The sequence below is a fragment of the Psychrobacillus sp. NEAU-3TGS genome, from assembly GCF_029955155.1.
Lineage (GTDB): Bacteria > Bacillota > Bacilli > Bacillales_A > Planococcaceae > Psychrobacillus.
Genome location: NZ_JAPNOZ010000011.1, coordinates 232,442 through 252,249 on the forward strand (window position 1 = coordinate 232,442; position 19,808 = coordinate 252,249).

The 19,808-nt window shown below is 36.9% G+C and carries 19 protein-coding genes and 3 pseudogenes; 2 read left to right on the top strand and 20 right to left on the bottom strand.

The window, feature by feature from the left end:
• Window positions 1-252: 252 nt before the first annotated feature.
• The 7 genes and pseudogenes from dnaK to gpr form a co-directional block, all read right to left on the bottom strand.
• Complete coding sequence (gene dnaK, locus OR571_RS13935) at window positions 253-2,085, bottom strand: molecular chaperone DnaK (protein WP_282243579.1); 1,833 nt, start codon at window positions 2,083-2,085, stop codon at window positions 253-255.
• Window positions 2,086-2,143: 58 nt separating this feature from the next.
• Window positions 2,144-2,716, bottom strand: a complete 573-nt coding sequence (gene grpE / locus OR571_RS13940) for a nucleotide exchange factor GrpE (protein ID WP_282243580.1) — start codon at window positions 2,714-2,716, stop codon at window positions 2,144-2,146.
• Between the two features lie 15 nt (window positions 2,717-2,731).
• Window positions 2,732-3,769 (bottom strand): heat-inducible transcriptional repressor HrcA, encoded by a 1,038-nt coding sequence (hrcA, locus tag OR571_RS13945; RefSeq protein ID WP_282243581.1) that lies wholly within the window; start codon window positions 3,767-3,769, stop codon window positions 2,732-2,734.
• Between the two features lie 87 nt (window positions 3,770-3,856).
• Window positions 3,857-4,992: pseudogene (gene hemW, locus OR571_RS13950) on the bottom strand (radical SAM family heme chaperone HemW).
• Window positions 4,993-5,055: 63 nt separating this feature from the next.
• A complete protein-coding gene (lepA, locus tag OR571_RS13955) occupies window positions 5,056-6,885 on the bottom strand; it encodes a translation elongation factor 4 (RefSeq protein WP_282243583.1) in 1,830 nt (609 codons plus the stop codon).
• A gap of 234 nt (window positions 6,886-7,119) precedes the next feature.
• On the bottom strand, window positions 7,120-7,935 hold the full coding sequence (gene spoIIP / locus OR571_RS13960; protein ID WP_282243586.1) for a stage II sporulation protein P: 816 nt from the start codon (window positions 7,933-7,935) through the stop codon (window positions 7,120-7,122).
• 55 nt (window positions 7,936-7,990) lie between these two features.
• The gene (gpr, locus tag OR571_RS13965; protein WP_282243588.1) at window positions 7,991-9,004 is read right to left on the bottom strand and encodes a GPR endopeptidase; all 1,014 of its coding nucleotides are present in this window, start codon (window positions 9,002-9,004) and stop codon (window positions 7,991-7,993) included.
• A gap of 159 nt (window positions 9,005-9,163) precedes the next feature.
• Here gpr and rpsT point away from each other — a divergent pair, with 159 nt between their 5' ends.
• The gene (rpsT, locus tag OR571_RS13970; protein ID WP_142538269.1) at window positions 9,164-9,412 is read left to right on the top strand and encodes a 30S ribosomal protein S20; all 249 of its coding nucleotides are present in this window, start codon (window positions 9,164-9,166) and stop codon (window positions 9,410-9,412) included.
• Between the two features lie 437 nt (window positions 9,413-9,849).
• Here the strand turns inward: rpsT and holA are convergent, their stop codons facing one another.
• Entirely contained in the window at window positions 9,850-10,854 is a 1,005-nt protein-coding gene (gene holA / locus OR571_RS13975) for a DNA polymerase III subunit delta (protein WP_282243592.1), read from the bottom strand.
• A 155-nt stretch (window positions 10,855-11,009) separates the two neighbouring features.
• Here holA and OR571_RS13980 point away from each other — a divergent pair, with 155 nt between their 5' ends.
• Entirely contained in the window at window positions 11,010-11,144 is a 135-nt protein-coding gene (locus OR571_RS13980) for a YqzM family protein (RefSeq protein WP_093266124.1), read from the top strand.
• A 48-nt stretch (window positions 11,145-11,192) separates the two neighbouring features.
• Here OR571_RS13980 and OR571_RS13985 read toward each other — a convergent pair whose 3' ends face one another.
• From OR571_RS13985 to OR571_RS14040, 12 genes and pseudogenes are all read right to left on the bottom strand, one after another.
• Window positions 11,193-11,882, bottom strand: coding sequence for a ComEC/Rec2 family competence protein (locus OR571_RS13985; protein ID WP_282243595.1), 690 nt, complete (start codon window positions 11,880-11,882; stop codon window positions 11,193-11,195).
• Window positions 11,825-13,363 (bottom strand): ComEC/Rec2 family competence protein, encoded by a 1,539-nt coding sequence (locus OR571_RS13990; protein ID WP_282243596.1) that lies wholly within the window; start codon window positions 13,361-13,363, stop codon window positions 11,825-11,827. The genes OR571_RS13985 and OR571_RS13990 overlap by 58 nt, the downstream gene beginning before the upstream one ends.
• Window positions 13,364-13,473: 110 nt before the next feature.
• The gene (locus OR571_RS13995; protein WP_282243598.1) at window positions 13,474-14,037 is read right to left on the bottom strand and encodes a ComE operon protein 2; all 564 of its coding nucleotides are present in this window, start codon (window positions 14,035-14,037) and stop codon (window positions 13,474-13,476) included.
• A 62-nt stretch (window positions 14,038-14,099) separates the two neighbouring features.
• Window positions 14,100-14,732 carry a helix-hairpin-helix domain-containing protein gene (locus tag OR571_RS14000; protein WP_282243599.1) on the bottom strand — a complete coding sequence of 211 codons (633 nt, stop codon included), beginning with the start codon at window positions 14,730-14,732 and terminating at the stop codon, window positions 14,100-14,102.
• A gap of 70 nt (window positions 14,733-14,802) precedes the next feature.
• Entirely contained in the window at window positions 14,803-15,540 is a 738-nt protein-coding gene (locus tag OR571_RS14005) for a class I SAM-dependent DNA methyltransferase (protein WP_282243602.1), read from the bottom strand.
• Complete coding sequence (gene rsfS, locus OR571_RS14010; protein WP_142538265.1) at window positions 15,540-15,893, bottom strand: ribosome silencing factor; 354 nt, start codon at window positions 15,891-15,893, stop codon at window positions 15,540-15,542. The genes OR571_RS14005 and rsfS overlap by 1 nt, the downstream gene beginning before the upstream one ends.
• A pseudogene (yqeK, locus tag OR571_RS14015) lies at window positions 15,890-16,464 on the bottom strand (bis(5'-nucleosyl)-tetraphosphatase (symmetrical) YqeK). Before yqeK ends, rsfS begins: the two are co-directional and overlap by 4 nt.
• Complete coding sequence (locus tag OR571_RS14020; protein ID WP_282243604.1) at window positions 16,454-17,026, bottom strand: nicotinate-nucleotide adenylyltransferase; 573 nt, start codon at window positions 17,024-17,026, stop codon at window positions 16,454-16,456. The pseudogene yqeK and the gene OR571_RS14020 overlap by 11 nt, the downstream one beginning before the upstream one ends.
• Window positions 17,023-17,328 carry a ribosome assembly RNA-binding protein YhbY gene (gene yhbY / locus OR571_RS14025; RefSeq protein WP_282243606.1) on the bottom strand — a complete coding sequence of 102 codons (306 nt, stop codon included), beginning with the start codon at window positions 17,326-17,328 and terminating at the stop codon, window positions 17,023-17,025. The genes OR571_RS14020 and yhbY overlap by 4 nt, the downstream gene beginning before the upstream one ends.
• Entirely contained in the window at window positions 17,315-18,145 is an 831-nt protein-coding gene (gene aroE / locus OR571_RS14030; RefSeq protein WP_282243608.1) for a shikimate dehydrogenase, read from the bottom strand. The genes yhbY and aroE overlap by 14 nt, the downstream gene beginning before the upstream one ends.
• A 12-nt stretch (window positions 18,146-18,157) precedes the next feature.
• Window positions 18,158-19,260 (bottom strand): annotated as a pseudogene (gene yqeH, locus OR571_RS14035) (ribosome biogenesis GTPase YqeH).
• Window positions 19,257-19,778, bottom strand: a complete 522-nt coding sequence (locus OR571_RS14040; RefSeq protein ID WP_282243610.1) for a YqeG family HAD IIIA-type phosphatase — start codon at window positions 19,776-19,778, stop codon at window positions 19,257-19,259. The pseudogene yqeH and the gene OR571_RS14040 overlap by 4 nt, the downstream one beginning before the upstream one ends.
• Between the last annotated feature and the right edge of the window lie 30 nt (window positions 19,779-19,808).

Consider the following 19,808-nt stretch of genomic DNA (forward strand, 5'->3'; position numbering starts at 1 on the left):
AAGGCAGACATAACCCGCATCGTGCGGGCCAAGGAGGCAGCTCCTCAGCCACCACAGCTTTTTCACATTTGACCCCGAGGGGCACCGTTCTTCTGCGACGAGCTGTGCGCAGGAGCAAGGCGCTGGAGTCTGGACGTAGAAGTTCTTGTAGAAAGTTATTCCACTTGTTTATAAAATTATCAGTTCCTAAACAGTAAGAAAAGCCAAAGCCGAATACGGTCTTTGACTTTTCCTTACCGACTAACTTACAACTTATTTGTTGTCTTTATCGTCATTTACTTCTTCAAATTCAGCGTCAACAACACCGTCGTCTTTTGCATCAGCTTGTGCGCCACCGTTTGCAGCAGCATCAGCTTGTGCTTGCTCATATAATTTCATTGTAAGCTGTTGTACGATTTCATTTAACGCATCTTTTTTCGCTTTAATATCTTCTAGATTACCAGCTTCAAGAGCAGCTTTTAACGCTTCTTTTGCATCTTCAGCAGATTTTTTCTCTTCTTCTGAAACTTTATCTTCTAAATCTTTTAATGTTTTTTCTGTCATGAATACTAATTGATCTGCTTCGTTTTTCACTTCAGCTTCTTCTTTACGAACTTTATCCGCTTCTGCATTTGCTTCCGCTTCTTTTACCATACGCTCGATTTCTTCGTCAGATAATGAAGAGTTCGATTGAATTGTAATATTTTGTTCTTTTCCAGTTCCAAGATCTTTCGCTTTAACATTTACAATACCGTTTTTATCGATATCAAATGTTACTTCGATTTGTGGTACACCACGTGGAGCTGGTGGAATATCCGCAAGTTGGAAACGACCAAGTGTTTTGTTATCCGCTGACATTGGACGTTCACCTTGTAGAACGTGAATATCTACTGCTGGTTGGTTATCAGCTGCCGTTGAAAATGTTTGAGATTTTGAAGTTGGGATTGTTGTATTACGTTCGATTAGTTTCGTAAATACGCCACCCATTGTTTCAATACCTAAAGAAAGTGGTGTTACGTCAAGTAATACAACGTCTTTCACATCTCCAGTTAATACTCCACCTTGAACTGCAGCACCCATTGCTACTACTTCATCTGGGTTTACACCTTTATGTGGTTCTTTACCAGTTTCTTTTTTAATCGCATCTTGTACTGCAGGAATTCGAGTAGAACCACCAACTAAAATTACTTTATCAATTTGAGAAGCAGATAATCCAGCATCTTTCATTGCTTGACGAGTTGGTACCATTGTACGCTCTACTAGGTGTGCTGTTAAATCATCAAATTTCGCACGAGTCATTGTTACTTCCAAGTGAAGTGGTCCAGCTTCTCCAGCTGTAATGAAAGGAAGTGAAATTTGAGTAGATGTTACACCTGATAGATCTTTTTTCGCTTTTTCAGCTGCATCTTTTAGACGTTGTACAGCCATTTTATCTTGTGATAAATCAATTCCGTTTTCTTTTTTGAATTCTTGTACTAAGTAGTCCATCAATACTTGGTCAAAGTCATCCCCACCAAGACGGTTGTCTCCTGCTGTTGCTAGAACTTCAAATACTCCGTCTCCTAGCTCTAGGATAGATACGTCAAATGTACCTCCACCTAAATCGTAAACCAGAATTTTTTCATCATGATCCATTTTATCTAAACCGTATGCTAAAGCTGCTGCAGTCGGTTCGTTAATAATACGTTCTACTTCAAGACCAGCGATGCGACCAGCATCTTTTGTTGCTTGACGTTCTGCATCGTTAAAGTAAGCAGGAACTGTAATAACTGCTTTTGTTACTTTTTCACCTAAGTATTCTTCTGCGAATCCTTTTAAGTATTGAAGAATCATTGCAGATACTTCTTGTGGTGTATATTCTTTACCTTCTGCTGATACTTTTTCATTTGTACCCATTAAACGTTTTACAGAAGCAATCGTATTTGGGTTTGTAATGGATTGACGTTTTGCTACTTCCCCAACTTGTTTTTCGCCATTTTTGAATGCCACAACAGATGGAGTTGTGCGGTTACCTTCTGGATTTGGAATTACTTTAGGTTCTCCACCTTCTAATACAGATACACATGAGTTTGTTGTTCCTAAGTCAATACCGATAATTTTAGACATAAATAGTTCCTCCTAAATATAAAGTGCATATAATCATCATTAAATGAAATTTTATTCGTTAACTTTTAACCATAGATGGTCTTAAAATTCTATCTTTTAACTTATACCCTTTTTGCAATTCTTGAAGCACGATACCTGAATCTTTCGTATCGTCTTTTTCCTGCATTACTGCTTGATGGAAGTTCGGATCAAAAGGAACGCCTTCCGCTTCAATTTGTTCTAAGCCTTCTTTTTTTACTGCATCTAGTAAAGAACGATACACCATTTCTACGCCTTTTGCTAAAGAAGCAGCTTCTTCACTAGTAGTTTCAATGGCTAATGCACGTTCGAAATTATCTAGCACCGGCAAAATATCTGATAATACAGATTGCGCACGGTATTTATAATCTGCCTCTTTATCTAGTTGAACACGACGTTTATAGTTTTCAAAATCAGCTCTTAAACGAATCGCTTTATTTTGTTCTTCTTCTAACTGTTGTTTAACAAGCGTTAGCTCATCAACTTCTTCTACAGTTTCTTCTACTACGTCTTCTTCTGTTTCAGCTACCTCATCTTCAGCTGGAACGTCTGCTTGTTCATCTAGCTTTTCAGTTTCTAATTCTTCTACAATTTCATCTTTTTGTTCTGACATAACTAGCAACTCTCCTTATCCATGCGGTCCATGTAAAATTTTCGATAATTCTCTCGATAGATCCCCACTCATCACATCTAGTAAAGAAACGACTCGCTTGTAATCCATTCGAGTAGGTCCAATGATTGCAATGGAACCGATTTGTTCCTCCCCAATGTCATAGGAAGCTGTAATAATACTACAATCCTCCATAGCCAGATGGTTGTTTTCAGTACCGATTCGAATTTGAATTCCTTTTTGGTCTAAATGGAATAACCCAGGCATTTGATTTACATGATCCATCCAATACATAATACTTCGTGCTTTTTCTACATCATTAAATTCAGGTTGATTTAGCAGTTGCATTTTCCCGCCGTAGTAAACTTTATCTTCATGTTCAATTGTTAGCGCTTTGTTTAATGATCCTAACAAGTCATTTAAACGACCATTATTTTGTCTTAAAACTGCTAATGTAACAGCTTCTAGTTTAGCTTGGAGCTCATGTAAATGAACACCTACTAAACGCTCATTAATCAAATTGACCATTCTTTCAATATCCGATGCGGTAAAGCTTTCCGGTATGGAAAATACACGATTTTCTACATGTCCGCTATCCGTCACAATAATAGCAACAGCGGAATCATCCGTTAAAGGGACGATAGAAAAGCGTTTGACACGATGTTTTCTCACATCTAAGCCTAGCATTATAGAGGTATAATTCGTTAATTCGGACAAAATAGCCGCAGATTTACGAATTATTTGTTCCGTCTCTACCATACGTTCTTCAAAAATAGAACGAATTTGTTTGATCTCACTTTTCGAGATACGTTGTGGAGTTAGCATATTGTCTACATAGTAACGATAGCCTTTTTGCGAAGGCACGCGACCAGACGAAGTATGTGTTTTTTCTAAATAGCCCATTTCTTCTAAATCTGCCATATCATTTCGAATAGTAGCAGGACTAAATGGAACTTCCTCCTTTTTCGAAAGTTGGCGAGATCCAACTGGTTGAGCGGTTTCGATAAAATCATCTACCGTTACTTGCAATATTAATAATTGCCGATTAGTTAGCATGATTATCACCTCTGTTAGCACTCACTCATATAGAGTGCTAATACTTATATAGAAAATTTATCAAATCTATAGGGAACTGTCAACGATTTAGCTTGTAAGAAAATATTGAAATACTTCGTTCCCAACAAAGCGTCCTCGTTTCGTAAGTTTGATAAAGCCATTTTCGATCGTGACAAACTCTTTTTCCAAAAGTTCATCTATTTCTTTTCCATACACTTGTTGTAACGTTTGATTGTATCTTTGTTCAAAACGAACTAATGAAACTCCTTCGTTTTTACGCAAGCCTAAAAACATTTCTTCTTCCATTTTTTCAACTCGAGTAACTTCTTTTTGCATCATAATAGGTTTTTCCATCGTTTCAATTGTATGCATATACTTTTTTAAAGGACCATGATTGGAATAGCGCATACTGTTTACATACCCATGTGCTCCCGCTCCAAGCCCAATATATTCATCATTATCCCAATAAAGCAATTATGTTTGGATTCCTTTCCTTTATGGGCAAAATTACTAATTTCATATTGATCATATCCATGCAACTTCATTTCATCCATTAAATAGCTATACATGTCCGCCTCTAGGTCTTCTCCAGGAAGTGTAAGCTTTCCTTTTGATAACAGATTATAAAAAATGGTTTTAGGCTCAACAAGTAAAGAATATGCAGAAATATGAGGAATGTTCAAACGAAATGCTTCTTCTAAAGATGCTTTCCATTGGTCCATTGTTTGATTTGGTAAGCCGTACATTAGGTCTATACTGATCGAAGGGAAATCCGTTTGTTTCGCATATTCGATTACTTTATATACGTGATCATTGGAATGCGTTCTTCCAAGGACTTTTAACAGGTCTTGATCGAAAGTTTGCACACCCATACTTAAACGGTTTACCCCAAACTTACGCATCAGTTGCATCTTTTCAAGTGTTAACTCATCTGGATTTGCTTCAGATGTGAATTCTACTAACTTTTCCATTGGGATATGTGTTTCAATAAGTGTAAATAGGCGATCCAATTGCTGAACAGACAATGAAGTCGGCGTGCCTCCACCGATAAAAATTGTTTCGATCGATGCATTTTTTAAATCATCTGCCCATAAAGCCATTTCTTGTCCCAGCGCTTCAATATATTCATCGACTGGCTGATTATGAAAAAAGAATTTATTGAAATCACAATAATTACAAATTTGATGACAAAAAGGTATATGGATATATACTCCTCGTACCATACTGTTTCCAACTCTCTATATAAGAAAAAGAGGGCTATCAAATTCGCGCCCCCTTCTTTCTTGTTATTTATTTGGCTCATCCATTTTAAGAACTGCCATAAACGCCTCTTGAGGAACTTCTACAGAACCTACTTGTTTCATACGTTTTTTACCTTCTTTTTGTTTTTCAAGAAGTTTACGCTTACGGGATATATCTCCACCGTAACATTTTGCTAATACGTTTTTACCGATTGATTTTATCGTTGAACGAGCAACAATTTTTTGACCGATTGCCGCTTGTACCGGCACTTCGAATTGCTGTCTTGGTATTAGCGCTTTTAACTTTTCTACAATTACTTTTCCACGCTCATATGCAAAGTCTTTGTGTACGATAAAGCTTAAAGCATCTACTTTTTCGCTATTAAGCAGAATATCCATTTTCACTAATTTCGATTCTTTATAACCGATTAACTCGTAGTCAAAGGATGCATAGCCCTTCGTACTAGATTTTAGTGCATCAAAGAAATCATATACAATTTCAGAAAGTGGAATTTCATAAATAATATTCACACGTGCAGATGATAAATAATCCATTGTGATAAAGTTTCCGCGTTTACGTTGGCATAGCTCCATGACTGAACCAACATAATCTTCCGGAACCATAATCGAAGCCTTCACATATGGCTCTTCGATTTTATCGACCTTTTGTATTTCAGGCATCATCGATGGGTTATCGACTTTAATCGTTTCCCCACTTGTTAACTTAACATCATAAATAACACTTGGAGCTGTCGTTATTAAATCGATTTTAAATTCACGTTCAATACGCTCTTGAATGATTTCCATATGAAGGAGTCCTAAGAAACCACAACGATAACCAAATCCAAGCGCTTGAGAAGTCTCTGGTTCAAACTCTAAAGCGGAATCATTTAATTCTAATTTTTCAAGCGCATCCCGTAAATCTACATATTTAGAGTTATCGATTGGATATAAACCACAGAATACCATCGGATTCATTTTTCGATATCCTGGTAGCGCTTCTTGTGCTGGGTTGGAAGCTAATGTAATCGTATCCCCTACACTCGAGTCACCCACATGCTTCATGGAGGCAGTTAAAAATCCAACGTCCCCAACAGTTAGTTCTGAACGCATTGTAGCTTTTGGTGTAAATACACCTGTCTCAACAACTTCGAATTCTTTACCAGAAGACATCATTTTTATCTTGTCCCCAGGTTTCACCGTACCTTCCATAATTCGAATATAAACTATTACCCCGCGGTATGGATCGAATAACGAGTCAAATATAAGCGCTTTAAGTGGCGCTGAAGGGTCTCCGGTAGGTGCTGGAACTTTTTCAACTATTTGTTCTAAAATCTCTTCAATACCTATTCCTGCTTTCGCAGATGCGTGCACGGCTTCTGAAGCGTCTAACCCGATTACATCTTCCACTTCTTGTTTCACTCGTTCTGGATCAGCAGCAGGTAAATCGATTTTATTGACAACCGGTAAAATTTCCAAGTCATTATCTAATGCTAAATATACATTTGCAAGCGTTTGAGCTTCGATTCCTTGTGCAGCATCTACTACAAGTATTGCTCCTTCACAGGCAGCTAAACTTCTCGATACTTCGTATGTGAAATCGACATGTCCTGGTGTGTCGATTAAATGGAAAATATATTCTTCTCCATCTTTTGCTGTATATGTCAATTGAACGGCATTCAATTTAATCGTAATTCCACGTTCTCTTTCTAGGTCCATGGAGTCGAGTAATTGGCTTTGCATTTCTCTCGAGGTAACTGTTTGTGTTTTTTCTAAAATACGATCAGCAAGCGTCGATTTACCGTGGTCAATATGCGCGATAATCGAAAAGTTACGTATTTTTTTCTGTCGTGCTAATCTCTCTTCATGATTCATACTTGTTCACTCCTAATTAAACTACTTGCATTATAACAGATAAAGGATTGTTTAAGAAATATTACTGAAATATTTTATGTACACGTCTCATTATTTTCTACAAAAAAGTCAATATAAATAATTTTTTGCCAGATTTTAATCTTATCAAAAACCTGTACATAACACAATCTAGGAGAATATTTTCATACAAAAAGAGATGAAGCAAACGTAAACTGCTTCATCTCTTATTCTCACTTATGATGGCAACTGTTCATTTAACATATTCGATAAAGCTTTCGCTAGAATTGCAATAGAACGATTAATTTCTTCTTCGCTATTATCAATGCCTCCCAATTCAACATTAAGTAAATTTTTTGAAAGGTCTTGATTGTATACTCCATCTACTCCCTTGCCTTCTTTCGGTAATATCCCCCGTGAAATGCCAGGAACTAATTTATTTAATTGGTTAGAGAGGTTTTGTGCAAGTTGTTCATTCCATCTGTAGTTAGGATGCTCTCGGCCAATAACGAATATAAATTTAGCATAACTTGCTTCCCCACTTTTAAGTGTCGTCACTTTTGCTCTTGCGGAATCTCTGTGAATATCTAAAATAATGTCATAATTATTTTGCCCGATTGCTTGTTGTACTAATGGACGTATTGAATTATAGTCATCCATTTCTTTCTTGTTGTAGTTTTCTAAAAAGGTAGTCTCTAGTTGATGAAAAGCAAACTGGGCATTAATCTGGTCTTGAAAAGTCGTGATATTGTTTATGGGATGATAAATTGCTATTTTTTCACCTTGTGCAGCAAGTATCGGTTGATAGGCTTCTTGCGAATGAGTAAAGTAAACAAATGCTTGTTTCGGCTCCACTACTACTTCTTGGACGACTGGTTTTTTTTCCAATTGTGCCGCATAGACTACAGGGATCTCCTCTTTTTCCTTTTCTTCCACTTGTTCCGGTTGTTCCGGTTGAGTTGTAAAAAGAGGTGTTTGGACGGTAGCAATAATGATAGGCGCTAAAAATAAAAGGATTAAGATGCTTGTTAAATTCTTCAGGTATTTAGCCATATATTCCACTCTCCTCACATAATCGTATGTGGAAAAGTGGAATTTTAGAACGATATCATCTGCTAGTGATCCATGTCTCTAAGCTGTTAGAAAGTAAATGAGCATATTGTTCCACCCATGCATCTGTTTCTTTCGGCGTCACAAACAAAGAAGGATTCCTTCCAACAAAAACCTCTTCGAATAATTTTCTTTTTTCTTCAGTTGGCCACGTGACCCATTCCCCAAAGATAGGTTGTAAAATCGCTTTGTCGATCGTTGGTTTTTTGCTAGAAACCATCGGGGTTACGGCTAATGCCGATGAAGGACTTCCCTTTTCTTCTATTTTGGATGCAATATAATGAATAACTTGTTCCATCGCATCCGCGTATAGAACAGGTCCGTCCACAACCATTGGTATTCCAATTGCCGTCACTGGCACACCATATACTTCCTCGGAAACTTCTTTTCGTTGGTTTCCCACACCTGAACCAGGATGTATCCCTGTATTGGTGATTTGGATTGTTTTGCAAAGTCGTTCACTATTTCTAGCTGCAAGCGCATCTAATACAATGATTAGATCTGGTTTAAATGCATTGCTAATTGCTTCTATAAAATCGCTTGTTTCAAAACCTGTTTGACCTGTTACACCTGGTGCGTACATAACAACTTTTATATGTTCTTCAGCAGTCAAAGCAGAACTTTGTAAAATTTCAATTGCTTTTGGACCTATTGCGTCTGGTGTTATAAAAGCATTGCCAAGCCCTATTATTAGTATTTTAGATGACTTCGTCAGTTTAATGTTTTCATGCATTTCCCTAAGTTTATCGACAAATACTCTTTCTAAGTGTTGAAAGCTTCGATCATCATCCGGACTCACTGTTAAGTCTGTTAAGGTAATATATTTCCCTTTTTTCTTCCCTAGTTCCTTTTCTCCGTTTTCGTCTACTTCAATAGACGTGACTAAAACTGCTCCCTCTCTACTTTCGTCAAATTTTATACCCTCTGATTTTTCCAACGTATTCTTATCTTCTTTTGAACGATGTCTTACCATTTCATCTGATTCATCCAATAAATCTGTTCGTCCCCACATAAAATTCACCTCCAAAATAGTTTGGTCGATGTGTCAAGTAAATATTCTTTGCATTTATATATTGCAATTTGTTTTTGCGTTTGTTAAAATAATGCTTGTTGTATTAGACAGTTTCAACAAAGAAATATCATCTCGAGACCATTTTAGGAGGTGAAAGTTATGCCAAATATTAAATCTGCAATCAAACGTGTTAAGAAAAACGCTACATTGAACGCTCAAAACGCAACTGCTAAATCTGCAATGCGTACTGCTGTAAAAAAAGCTGACAATGCTGCACTTAACAACGATGAAAACGCAAAAGAACTTATTAAATCTGCAATCCAACAATTGGAGAAAGCAGCTTCTAAAGGTTTAATTCATAAAAACGCAGCTACTCGTAAGAAAGCTCAATTAATGAAAAAAGCGTAATTTAAATAAGACTGGCCGAATTTATTTCGGTCAGTCTTTATTTATTTTCAAAGTATTAGTTTCATAAATTGCTAATTGTCAAAATACGTTTGGTCCTTATGTAAAAGAGCTGGCAGATTGCTTTGAATGAAACGAATTCTACTCCATGACCGAGATTTCTTGATTTGGGAATGAAAGAATGGCCCACTTTCCTATCTTGATAAAAGCAGCCAAAGATGAAATTTTGGCTGCTCAGTCCTTCTCTATATTATTTCCACCTTTTCATTTTAAGAGAAGTGTCCCAATATAGCTTCACTATTTTTGCTATCCCTACCTTGCAACGGTAAAAAGGACTACCAATTAGTCCAAAGCAAGTAAAAAGCGTTCAAGCGCAAAATGGTTTCTTACCGTCATTTTTATCAACATTAATGCTGGAATGGCTATTCAACTGTCTTTACTTATTTCATCAAAAACAATTCCAATATTCGGTCTCGATTAATATTTAATGTTTTTAACTGCAAATCTACTGTCGCTAGATCATTTAAGGTCTGTAGTAGTTTTTCTTCGTTATACAAAATGGGATTGTCAAAAAGCAATTTCACTCGGTATGGATGAACCTTTAGTTGGCCGGCTATTTGTTGGGCGTGATACCCCTTTTTCTTTAAATGGCCTACTTGCACCATTAACCTTACTTGCGTTGCGATCAATGCGTTTAACTTTAACGGATCTTCTTTTTGCTTTAATAGATCATGATAAATGGCTATCGCTTCGCTCTTGTTCCCCGCAAAATAAGCATTTCCAAGTGTAAAAACGTCCTGCTCCAACGTTCGGACAAGTAATTTTTTTACTGTCTCTGTATCGATTTCTACTGCATCTCCCACATACGTCGCTATTTTCGCTAATTCTGTTTGCAAATGAACTAAATCGGTTCCGCCAAATTCGATGAAACGCTCAATCGTTTCCTCAGACATTGTTTTACCGTGTGTTTTAAGTTCATTAAGTACCCAGCTTTTTAAATCATGTGCTTGCAAGCTAGTTGCCTCGATTACATTAGCTGATTGTTTCATGGCCTTTGTAATTTTTTTACGCTCATCTAATTTCTCATATGGTGCGATAAAAACAACTATCGCTGTTGGAGAAGGGCTTTGTAGCCACTTTTCTAAACTAACTGTATCATGTATTATTTTTTCTTTCCCTTTTTCAGTTGCTTTTAAAAAGAATGCATTTTTGGCAATTACAAGCTTTTTATCTGAGAAAAAAGGAATGGTATCGGCTTCGTATATAACTTCGTCTACGCTTTTTTCTTCTAAATCGAACGTTATTATTTCGGTTTCTCCATGCTCATTTAAGTTCCTTTTCAGTCTTTTTATTGTTTCTTCTATAAAATACGCTTCTGTTCCGTATAATAAATAAACATCCGACAAATCATCGTTTGCTATTTGCATCCACATTTCTGAAATCATTCTAGATCTCCTTACTACTGTATGTTTGTCTTTATTATAGCGTAAAAGTAGTGAATAATTTGTGACATTGTCAGCAGGAATAGAGAAATAAAAGATTCCATGTAGATTTTTAATAGGCTATCCTATATAATTAGGTGGAAATAGGAGGGGTAATAATGAATGAATTTGAACAAAATGTACAGTCGAAGCGTAACGACGCTATTGACTCAGGCGTAGGTTTTGTAGTCTCCTTTGGATTTTTTACAATTATGTTCGCTATTGCAGTAATTGTTGAGTTTGTTTCTCGATAATCACTAAAAAAGGGATTTGTCTATACTAGGCAAACCCTTTTTTAGTTACTAGAAAGTTGTCACTAATAGCTCTCCACTTTTCGTTATCTCCACTTCAATCGTGCCCTCTCTTCCTGTTTGTAAAAAGGGAATCTGAAGTGCGTCTAAACGCTCGACTACCTCTTGGTGTGGGTGACCAAATCTATTTCCAAACCCTGCAGAAATAATTGAAATAGCTGGATTTGTGAGTTCTAAAAAGGATTGCTCACTAGAAGTTTTACTACCATGATGTCCAATTTTCAGTAATGTTATATCTTTTAAAGCTTCCGGGTATTTCTTCACTAATTCCAACTCTCCTTCTTTCTCTATATCCCCCATAAATAACCCATGAAAATAGCGATTTTGCATGGATAGGACAAGCGAATCATTATTTCCTTCGTATGTAGCATCCGTTGGGTAGATATATTGAAATTGAAAATAGCTCGAATCTATTTTTTCTCCCGCGCCTTTTTCTATCATAGGGATATGTTGCTCCCTTACTTCCTCCATCAAATCTCGCATGCCATTTTTATTAGTAGACCCAGGCGTAATATGAATTTCATCTACGCGCACTTCCTGAAGAACTTCCTCTGCACCTTCCATATGGTCCGCATCTGCATGCGTAAGTACCAGAGTATCTATTTTAGTTATACCTTTTCCTTTTAAGAATGGTACAACGATTTGCCTTCCCACTTCATAGTCTTCTTTTGTTTTTTCCATGCATCTTGTTCAAACCGTAAGACTCCACCCGTATCAATCATAATTATTTCTTTTCGGTAAGGCATTTCAATGATGATACAATCCCCCTGCCCTACATTTAAAAAGGTTATTTTCGTCGAAGAATCTAAATATGGAGTAATTTGCATAATACCCATTGGCAATACAAGAAGGAAACTACAAAAAACAAGCTGCTTCTTTCGCTCAATCGAAATTAAAAAGAACATCACTGTTCCATAAGCCAGGAATACAAGCAGCAGGGACGGTTTCATCGGGTTCCACATTTGATATGGTAAACTTCCTAAGTAGATGATCAAATCACCTAATAAAAGTCGTACTGGTTCATATAAATGAAAAAGAAAATCACTAACTGAAGTAGAGATATACGTAAGAAACAGGAAAATGAGATTAATAGGTAGTATGATAAATGAAAACAGCGGTACAAAAACTAAATTTGCGAGGAATGAGGATATGGAAATTTCATAAAACTGATACAGAAGGATAGGATAAACAATTAATTGACACAGGGCAGTAATTACAAAAGACTGCATTACATATGAAGTCCTATTTCTTAAAAACACAGAGGAGTAAATAAGTGAAAACGCAGCCAAATACGATAATTGAAAACCAATTTGAAAAATGACCCACGGAGTAAGCAAGACAAAACCAATCACACTTAATGAAAATGCATCATCGATGGCAATCTTTTTCTTAAACAATAAACTAAGTAAAACTATTTCAGTTACAGAAACAGATCTCCATACAGATGGAGCCCCTCCAGCGATAAATGCATAAAGCGGAAGAGCGATTAGTAGAACTAAGTTTGCAGTTTCTCTTCTGACCCCAATGCGTATCAGTGATTCGTATACCATTAATGCAAGCAAGGCCACATGAAGACCTGAAATCGCAAATAAATGCGTAATTCCTAATGTTTGATAAGCATTTTGTATGTCAGAAGGCATTTGTTCTCTACTTCCGATTAAAAGTGCTTCGGCCTCTGACTGAAGAGATGATGGGAACGTATTTTGTATATGCATTTTCATCGCAAATCGCTTTTCTGCCATATGCGTAAGAAAAGACTCATTTTTCTCGATGATCTGATACGTTTTTACAGCCATCTGACCAACTGCCCCATTACTTTTTATATAGGAATCCATGTTAAAAGCATAGACATGGGATGCAGGACGTTTTTCCACTTCTTCAGGAATCACTTGAAATACCGTCCCTGCAAGAGAAGCTTTCATAAGCGCTGCTTTTTCTGTTTCTGTACCTAACTTAAGCTGGACATACCACTTTTCTCCCTCTTCCGAAATAGCAAACCCTCGGATATACTGTCCATTTATCCGATAAACGTCCGTCCAGGTTATTTCCTTAACATGTATTTCACTTGCTTGCATTGGCATAACTGTTTGCACATAAAAATAACAAACAATACCAATGATGATTGTGCCGATAGTAAAAAATAGATGCTTTTGCTTGTACACTAGCCAACAAAAAAGGAAAACAAATAACACCAGTAGTTTTACTGATTCATACGCACTAATTGTAGCAATTACAACTGATAAAGCTATATAAATAAAATTTCCCTGAACAGTTATACGCCGAATAATTCTGCCACCTTCTTTTCATAAAGCGCCAATTCTTCTATACTTGCCCCTTTCTCACGTAACTTCGTAAGCAACTCCATGTAGAGTGCAACTTTTTCATCGCCTAAAAAGTCAATTTTACGCTCATCAAAAGGTACTTGTATCACTTCTACGTTCGCTTGTCTTAAGAGCTCTATAGCGTATTCATTGTTTTTATAATCCTGTGCATAATAAAGACGTGAAATTCCTGCTTGAATGATTGATTTCGTACATGGCAAACAAGGAAAATGGGTCACATACAAATCTGCTCCATTTACCGATACACCATATTTCGAGCATTGTAATAACGCATTCATTTCTGCATGAATTGTCCGCACACAATGATTATCAACAACGTAACAGCCATGATCGATACAATGATCGCCACCTGAAATTGAGCCATTATAGCCCCCTGCCATAATACGTCGATCACGAACGATTGTTGCCCCTACTGCTAATCTAGTACATGTGCTTCTTAAAGCAAGTAAATGGCTTTGTGCCATGAAAAATTGGTCCCATGTAATTCGCTCCATATAACTACCTCCAATATATATACTTCTTCTAGTGTAGTAGTTTTTATCGTGAACAGTCAATATCACTTCACAGTTATTAGGGGTTCTAATTTTTCAAATGTTTTTTGACCAATGCCTGTTACATTCATTAAATCTTGTTTTTCTTTAAAATTGCCGGTTTCTTCACGGTATGCGAGTATTGCTTCTGCTCTTGCGGGACCAACTCCAGGTAAAGTAGTGAGTATTGTAGCATCCGCTTTATTGATGTTTACTAGAGTGGAATTAGCCGATTGCGTTGTCTCCATCGTTTCTAATTCCCCTATTTCTTCTCCTTCAAGCGGTACGTAAATGACCATCTCATCTACTACTCTCTGTGCATGATTGATATTTTTACTATTAGCCATAGCTAAATAACCTCCAGCAAGCTCAATCGCATTTAATACACGATCGCCTTCCGTGAGTTCATATACTCCAGGGTTATTTACAGCGCCTTTTACTTCTACAAAAATAGCGATATCTTCTACATATTCAATTGTATCTTCTTGGTTTTCTTTAATGGAATCTTCAAATGGGATAGGTTGTACGATTTCAGCTGTGGGAGGTGCTGATTTGAATTGGGATTGAATTATGAAAAATAATATTATCGTGATTACTGTTGTTGGGAGCAACAGCTTTTTCTTGTATTTCTGAACTAATGAACGAAACAGAAATATCATCCTCTCGAAAAAGAGGTAAATTATATGGAGTTATAAAAACTATACTAAATTTACCCCTCTTTGAAAAGTATTATTTGGTAGCATGTATAAAATAACGTTCAATTTCTTTTTCATCCTGTTCATCAAAAATGGATGTGGAAACCACGACAGAAGCAAACCCAATTTGTTTTAAAAGCTCCGTAAATGTTTCTAAAGGATATGTTCGTTGATAATGTGATTCCTCAAATCGCTCATAATAACCTGTTTCATCTCGAACAAAAAAAGTCATGTCATGATAAATAGAATGTGATTCATCGCCTATTTCCGTATGCCATATGTATGCAACTTGTTCGTCTTCATAAGTAAACGGACCGTCGGGAAAAATGGTATCCATTTTATACAAGGAATGCACATCGAAAAATAGCTGTCCATCTGATGTAAGAGCCTTATAAATACGTTCAAATGTTTGTTTCACTTCTTCGAGAGTTTCCAAATAATTGAGCGAATCGATTGCGATTACTGCTACATCTATGTCGTCAATGCCGTCTAATTCAGCCATGGATTGGCACAAGAAAGAAATATCTGTGCCTTGCTCTAAACTACGATTATGTGCAATCGTTAACATCGCTTCCGATAGATCTACACCGATTACATCATAGCCTGCTTTCGCAAATTTCACACTCAGCACACCAGTGCCACACCCTATATCAACTAATCGTTTTCTGCTAGAAACAGGTGCAGTTGCCTGCACCCATTCTGCATATTTATCATATGGTATATCGGACATAAGTGAATCATAAATATAGGCAAATTGGTCGTACATTGCCATTATGCATCTTGCCCTACTTCAATCATTGGTGCGTCTCCCCAAAGGCGCTCTAAATTATAATAAGCACGCTCATCTTTGTGGAATACATGTGCTACTACATCGCCCATATCTACAAGAATCCATCTAGCTTCATCGAAGCCTTCTAAACGCTTTACGTGGAATCCTGCAATCGTTGCTTGCTCTTCTAATTCTTTTGCAATCGCTTGTACTTGGCGATCCGAGTTTGCGTGGCAGATTAAAAAGTAATCTGCTAATAATGATACCCCTTGCATATTTAATACGACGATGTCCTCTGCTCGTTTATCGTCTGCTGCTTTATAAGCAATTTCTACTAATGATTTTGTCGTTGTCATTCGTTCACTTTTCCTTTCTTTTGTATCAAATCATTGTAGCAATGAAATGAATCCGGAAACACCGGCTGTTTTTTTTCGATCAAGAAGGTCATACTATGCTGGATACAACTAATCATTGCATCTTCTAAATCTAGTTCCGCCTTTTCTCTAAGAAGCTCTACTCCAGGAAAATTACGGCTAGGCTCTATCATATCGGAGATGTAAATTATTTTTTCAAGTCGTGACATACCAGCTCGACCTGTAGTATGGTATTTAATCGCATTTAATATATCTTCATCATTTATATTAAATTCATTTTAGCTACATAACTTCCAACTGGGGCGTGCCAAAGTTCATGATGGAACTCCAATAAAATAGGATCCATCTTTTCTGAGATAATTTTCTCTCTCAGCCATTCCTTTTCTGCATATTTCACACTATCATGTAAAATACCAGCAAGCTCTGCTTTTTCGCTATCTTCTCCATATTTTTCGGCAAGATGAACGGCAGTTGTCGCCACTCCTCTAGTGTGAATATAGCGTTTTTCTGGCATCCTATCCTTCATCTGCTCCATTACATGCTCAAATTTCATACAACTTCTCCTTTTGAATGAAATCCTTCACTCGATCGGGAATAAGATATTTTGTCGTTAGCCCATTCATCAATCGATTTCGAATTAGGGAAGAAGATACATCTATTTGAGGAATCGTAATTGTACTAATAGGATATGCAGTTTCTATTGATGTATTTGGTCTAGGAACACCTATAAATTGTACTTTTTCAACGAGTTCATCAATGCGATGCCATTTCGGTAAATACTCCACTTGATCGCCACCAATGATGAAGTAAAACGACGATTCCGGCTCTCGTTCTATTAACATTTCCATCGTATCAATTGTATAGGAAGTACCTCCACGATCTATTTCAATTGTTTCCACTGACATATTCGGAATACCACGAATCGCAAGCTGTAGCATTTTTAATCTTTGAGCTGTCGTTACTTGCTCGTCCTTTTGTTTATGTGGAGGGGTTGCATTAGGCATGAACCTTACTTCATCTAGACGTAGGGCATGCAATACTTCATTGGCGATGATTAAATGACCAATATGAGGCGGATTGAATGTACCGCCCAAAATCCCTATTTTTTTACTCATGCCCGACTCGCTTTTGGAAGCTCGATTCGTTTATTATTTTTCGAAGGTTTATATAATACAACTGTTAAACCGATTAATTGGACAAGCTCAGCTCCGGCACCTTTTGCAAGTGCTTCTGCTACTTCTTGCTTCTCGTCTTCACAGTTTTGTAAAATACTAATTTTGATCAATTCACGAACTTCTAATGCTTCGCCAATCTGTTTAATCATCGCATCATTGACTCCACCTTTTCCAACTTGGAAAATTGGCGATAGGTGATGTGCTTGACTACGTAAAAATCTTTTTTGTTTACCTGTTAACATAATTTCCTCCTAATTGCTCGGTTAGACGTTCTACCATTTGTTCCGTATTTGGTTTTACTCCATTCCAATACGAGAAGGCAATAGCCCCTTGGTGTACGAGCATTCCTAATCCATTTACCGTGCGAACATTGTATTTTTTCGCTTCCTCTAAAAAAGGGGTAACTAAAGGATTATATACAATATCCGCTACAATTGCATGTTCTTTTATTTGGTTGAGCTGAATTGGTAGCGTTGTCGAACTATTTTTCATCCCTTGGGGAGTTGTATGAATGATGATATCGAACTGTTCAAGCGTCTCTTCTGCTACTTCTAATGTGATTGCTTGTCCAAGCTGTAATTCTTCCACAAGACGTTGAGCATTAGCATATGTACGATTAGCAATCGCAATATGCGAAAAACCTAATTGTTTAAAGGCATGGGCGATACCCCTTGCAGCTCCTCCAGCACCAACAATTAGAATATGATTTGTTCGACTAATCGGTCCCAGTGATTCGATAAATCCTAATCCATCTGTATTATATCCAACAAACCGACCATCTTCCGTTTTTACAACTGTATTGACGGCTCCGATGCCTCTTGCTGATTGGTCTATTTCATCTAAATAAGGAATAATTGCTTCTTTATATGGCACAGTTACATTCCAACCGCTACAACCTAGTAGCTTTAGCGAATTCACGGCATCTTGAAGTTTTTCTTCTTCAACGAGAATTGGAATATAGCTAGCATCTATATGTTGCTCCTTAAGCCATGCGCTATGCATAGAAGGAGAAAGTGAATGTGCAATTGGCTTTCCTATAACAGCAAACCATTTTTTCAACTAAAAAACCCCCTATATAAGCGATGGTCGAATTGATACTTCTACACCAGCTGGTGCATGAGCAGCGACAACTACGCCACCTTGTTGGACAGTGATCCAACCTAATCCTGAAAATACAATATCTGTTTTTGCATCTTTAATCTTAAATTCATGACGCACTAAAGGTGGCAATAAATCTGCAAACTCTTCCGATGGAGGAGATAATAACTTCCCTTTATGCTCTTTATATAAGTTGTCCGCATTTTCAAGCTTCGTTCGATGAATCGGAATATCGTTTGCGATATGACAAGTAAATGCTGAACGATCTCCTTTGATAAAATCGAAACGAGATAATCCTCCTAAAAATAATGTTTGCTCGCTGTTCAATTGGAACACTTTTGGCTTAATTTCTTTTTTAGGGGTGATAAATTTCAGCTCTGTTGGATCTAAATAATGTGCCATTTGATGATGATTGATAATACCTGGTGTATCATACAATGCTTTTTTATCGTCCAATGGAATTTCAATCATATCCAGTGTTGTTCCAGGAAAGTGAGAGGTTGTAATAACTGCATCTTCTCCTGTTGCCTGTTTAATAATACGATTGATAAAAGTTGATTTCCCAACGTTTGTACATCCAACAACATAGACATTTTCGCCTTTACGGTAATGCTCGATTGCTTCCATCGCCTCAGGCATACCTGTCCCTTTATGTGCACTCACAAATAATACATCAATTGGAGACAAGCCTAATTTTTTCGCTTCTTGTTTCATCCAGTTAATCACTTTATTTTTCTTCACTGACTTGGTAATAAGTCCGCTTTATTCGCGATTAACAAAATCGGATTATTACCTACAAAACGATGTAGTCCAGGCAGCCAACTACCGTTAAAGTCAAATATATCGACAATCTTAACGATTAATCCTTTTTGCGTTCCTAAACCATTTAAAATTCGTAAAAAATCATCGTCCGTTAAGGAAACAGGTTGTAATTCATTGTAATTTTTTAATCTAAAACAACGCTGACAAATGATGTCTTCTTTTTCCAATGAGGAAACTGGGGCATACCCCGGCTCTCCTAATTTCTCTGTTTGAATAATTGTTCCACAACCGATACATTTTGGTGCTTCTGTCACTCTTCTTCCTCCCATGTTACTTGACCTTTTTTATCAAGATAACTAAAAATTCTACGTTCAACGATACGATTAAATTTAGTTACAAAACCATCTGAATTTGCAACTGGAATGACTAAAATCGTATGAAGCTTTTGTCGATTTCCACCGAACACATCTGTTAAGAGCTGGTCTCCAATGACAACTACTTCTTCCCGATTTACATTCATTTTATTCACCGCTTGTTTGAAAGCTTTCCCTAACGGTTTACGCGCTTTTGATATAAAAGGAATTTCGAGTGGTTCTGCAAAAGACTTAACTCGTAATTCATTGTTATTAGAAACGATCGTAACTTGAATGCCAGCAGCCTTCATGCTAGTAAACCATTCAATTAACTTTGGTGTTGCATTAGGACGATCCCACTCTACTAGTGTGTTATCTAAATCTGTAATAACCGCTTTCACACCTTTTTCTTTTAAAAATTCTGGTGTTATATGAAAGATGCTTCTCACAAATTCACTTGGTATAAAATATGAATACAAAAACGAACACTCCAATTCGACGCTTTTTCT

What these genes read in the sequence shown, in the direction of transcription:
- OR571_RS13980 (WP_093266124.1), top strand. Translation starts at nt 11,010, where the DNA reads ATGAATGAATTTGAACAAAATGTACAGTCGAAGCGTAACGACGCTATT.
- lepA (WP_282243583.1), bottom strand. Translation starts at nt 6,885, where the DNA reads ATGAATCATGAAGAGAGATTAGCACGACAGAAAAAAATACGTAACTTT.
- rsfS (WP_142538265.1), bottom strand. Translation starts at nt 15,893, where the DNA reads ATGACAACGACAAAATCATTAGTAGAAATTGCTTATAAAGCAGCAGAC.
- rpsT (WP_142538269.1), top strand. Translation starts at nt 9,164, where the DNA reads ATGCCAAATATTAAATCTGCAATCAAACGTGTTAAGAAAAACGCTACA.
- spoIIP (WP_282243586.1), bottom strand. Translation starts at nt 7,935, where the DNA reads ATGGCTAAATACCTGAAGAATTTAACAAGCATCTTAATCCTTTTATTT.
- OR571_RS14000 (WP_282243599.1), bottom strand. Translation starts at nt 14,732, where the DNA reads ATGATATTTCTGTTTCGTTCATTAGTTCAGAAATACAAGAAAAAGCTG.
- dnaK (WP_282243579.1), bottom strand. Translation starts at nt 2,085, where the DNA reads ATGTCTAAAATTATCGGTATTGACTTAGGAACAACAAACTCATGTGTA.
- OR571_RS14005 (WP_282243602.1), bottom strand. Translation starts at nt 15,540, where the DNA reads ATGGCAATGTACGACCAATTTGCCTATATTTATGATTCACTTATGTCC.
- OR571_RS13985 (WP_282243595.1), bottom strand. Translation starts at nt 11,882, where the DNA reads ATGGAAAAAACAAAAGAAGACTATGAAGTGGGAAGGCAAATCGTTGTA.
- yhbY (WP_282243606.1), bottom strand. Translation starts at nt 17,328, where the DNA reads ATGTTAACAGGTAAACAAAAAAGATTTTTACGTAGTCAAGCACATCAC.
- hrcA (WP_282243581.1), bottom strand. Translation starts at nt 3,769, where the DNA reads ATGCTAACTAATCGGCAATTATTAATATTGCAAGTAACGGTAGATGAT.
- gpr (WP_282243588.1), bottom strand. Translation starts at nt 9,004, where the DNA reads ATGTGGGGACGAACAGATTTATTGGATGAATCAGATGAAATGGTAAGA.
- OR571_RS13995 (WP_282243598.1), bottom strand. Translation starts at nt 14,037, where the DNA reads ATGGAGCGAATTACATGGGACCAATTTTTCATGGCACAAAGCCATTTA.
- grpE (WP_282243580.1), bottom strand. Translation starts at nt 2,716, where the DNA reads ATGTCAGAACAAAAAGATGAAATTGTAGAAGAATTAGAAACTGAAAAG.
- OR571_RS14020 (WP_282243604.1), bottom strand. Translation starts at nt 17,026, where the DNA reads ATGAGTAAAAAAATAGGGATTTTGGGCGGTACATTCAATCCGCCTCAT.
- holA (WP_282243592.1), bottom strand. Translation starts at nt 10,854, where the DNA reads ATGATTTCAGAAATGTGGATGCAAATAGCAAACGATGATTTGTCGGAT.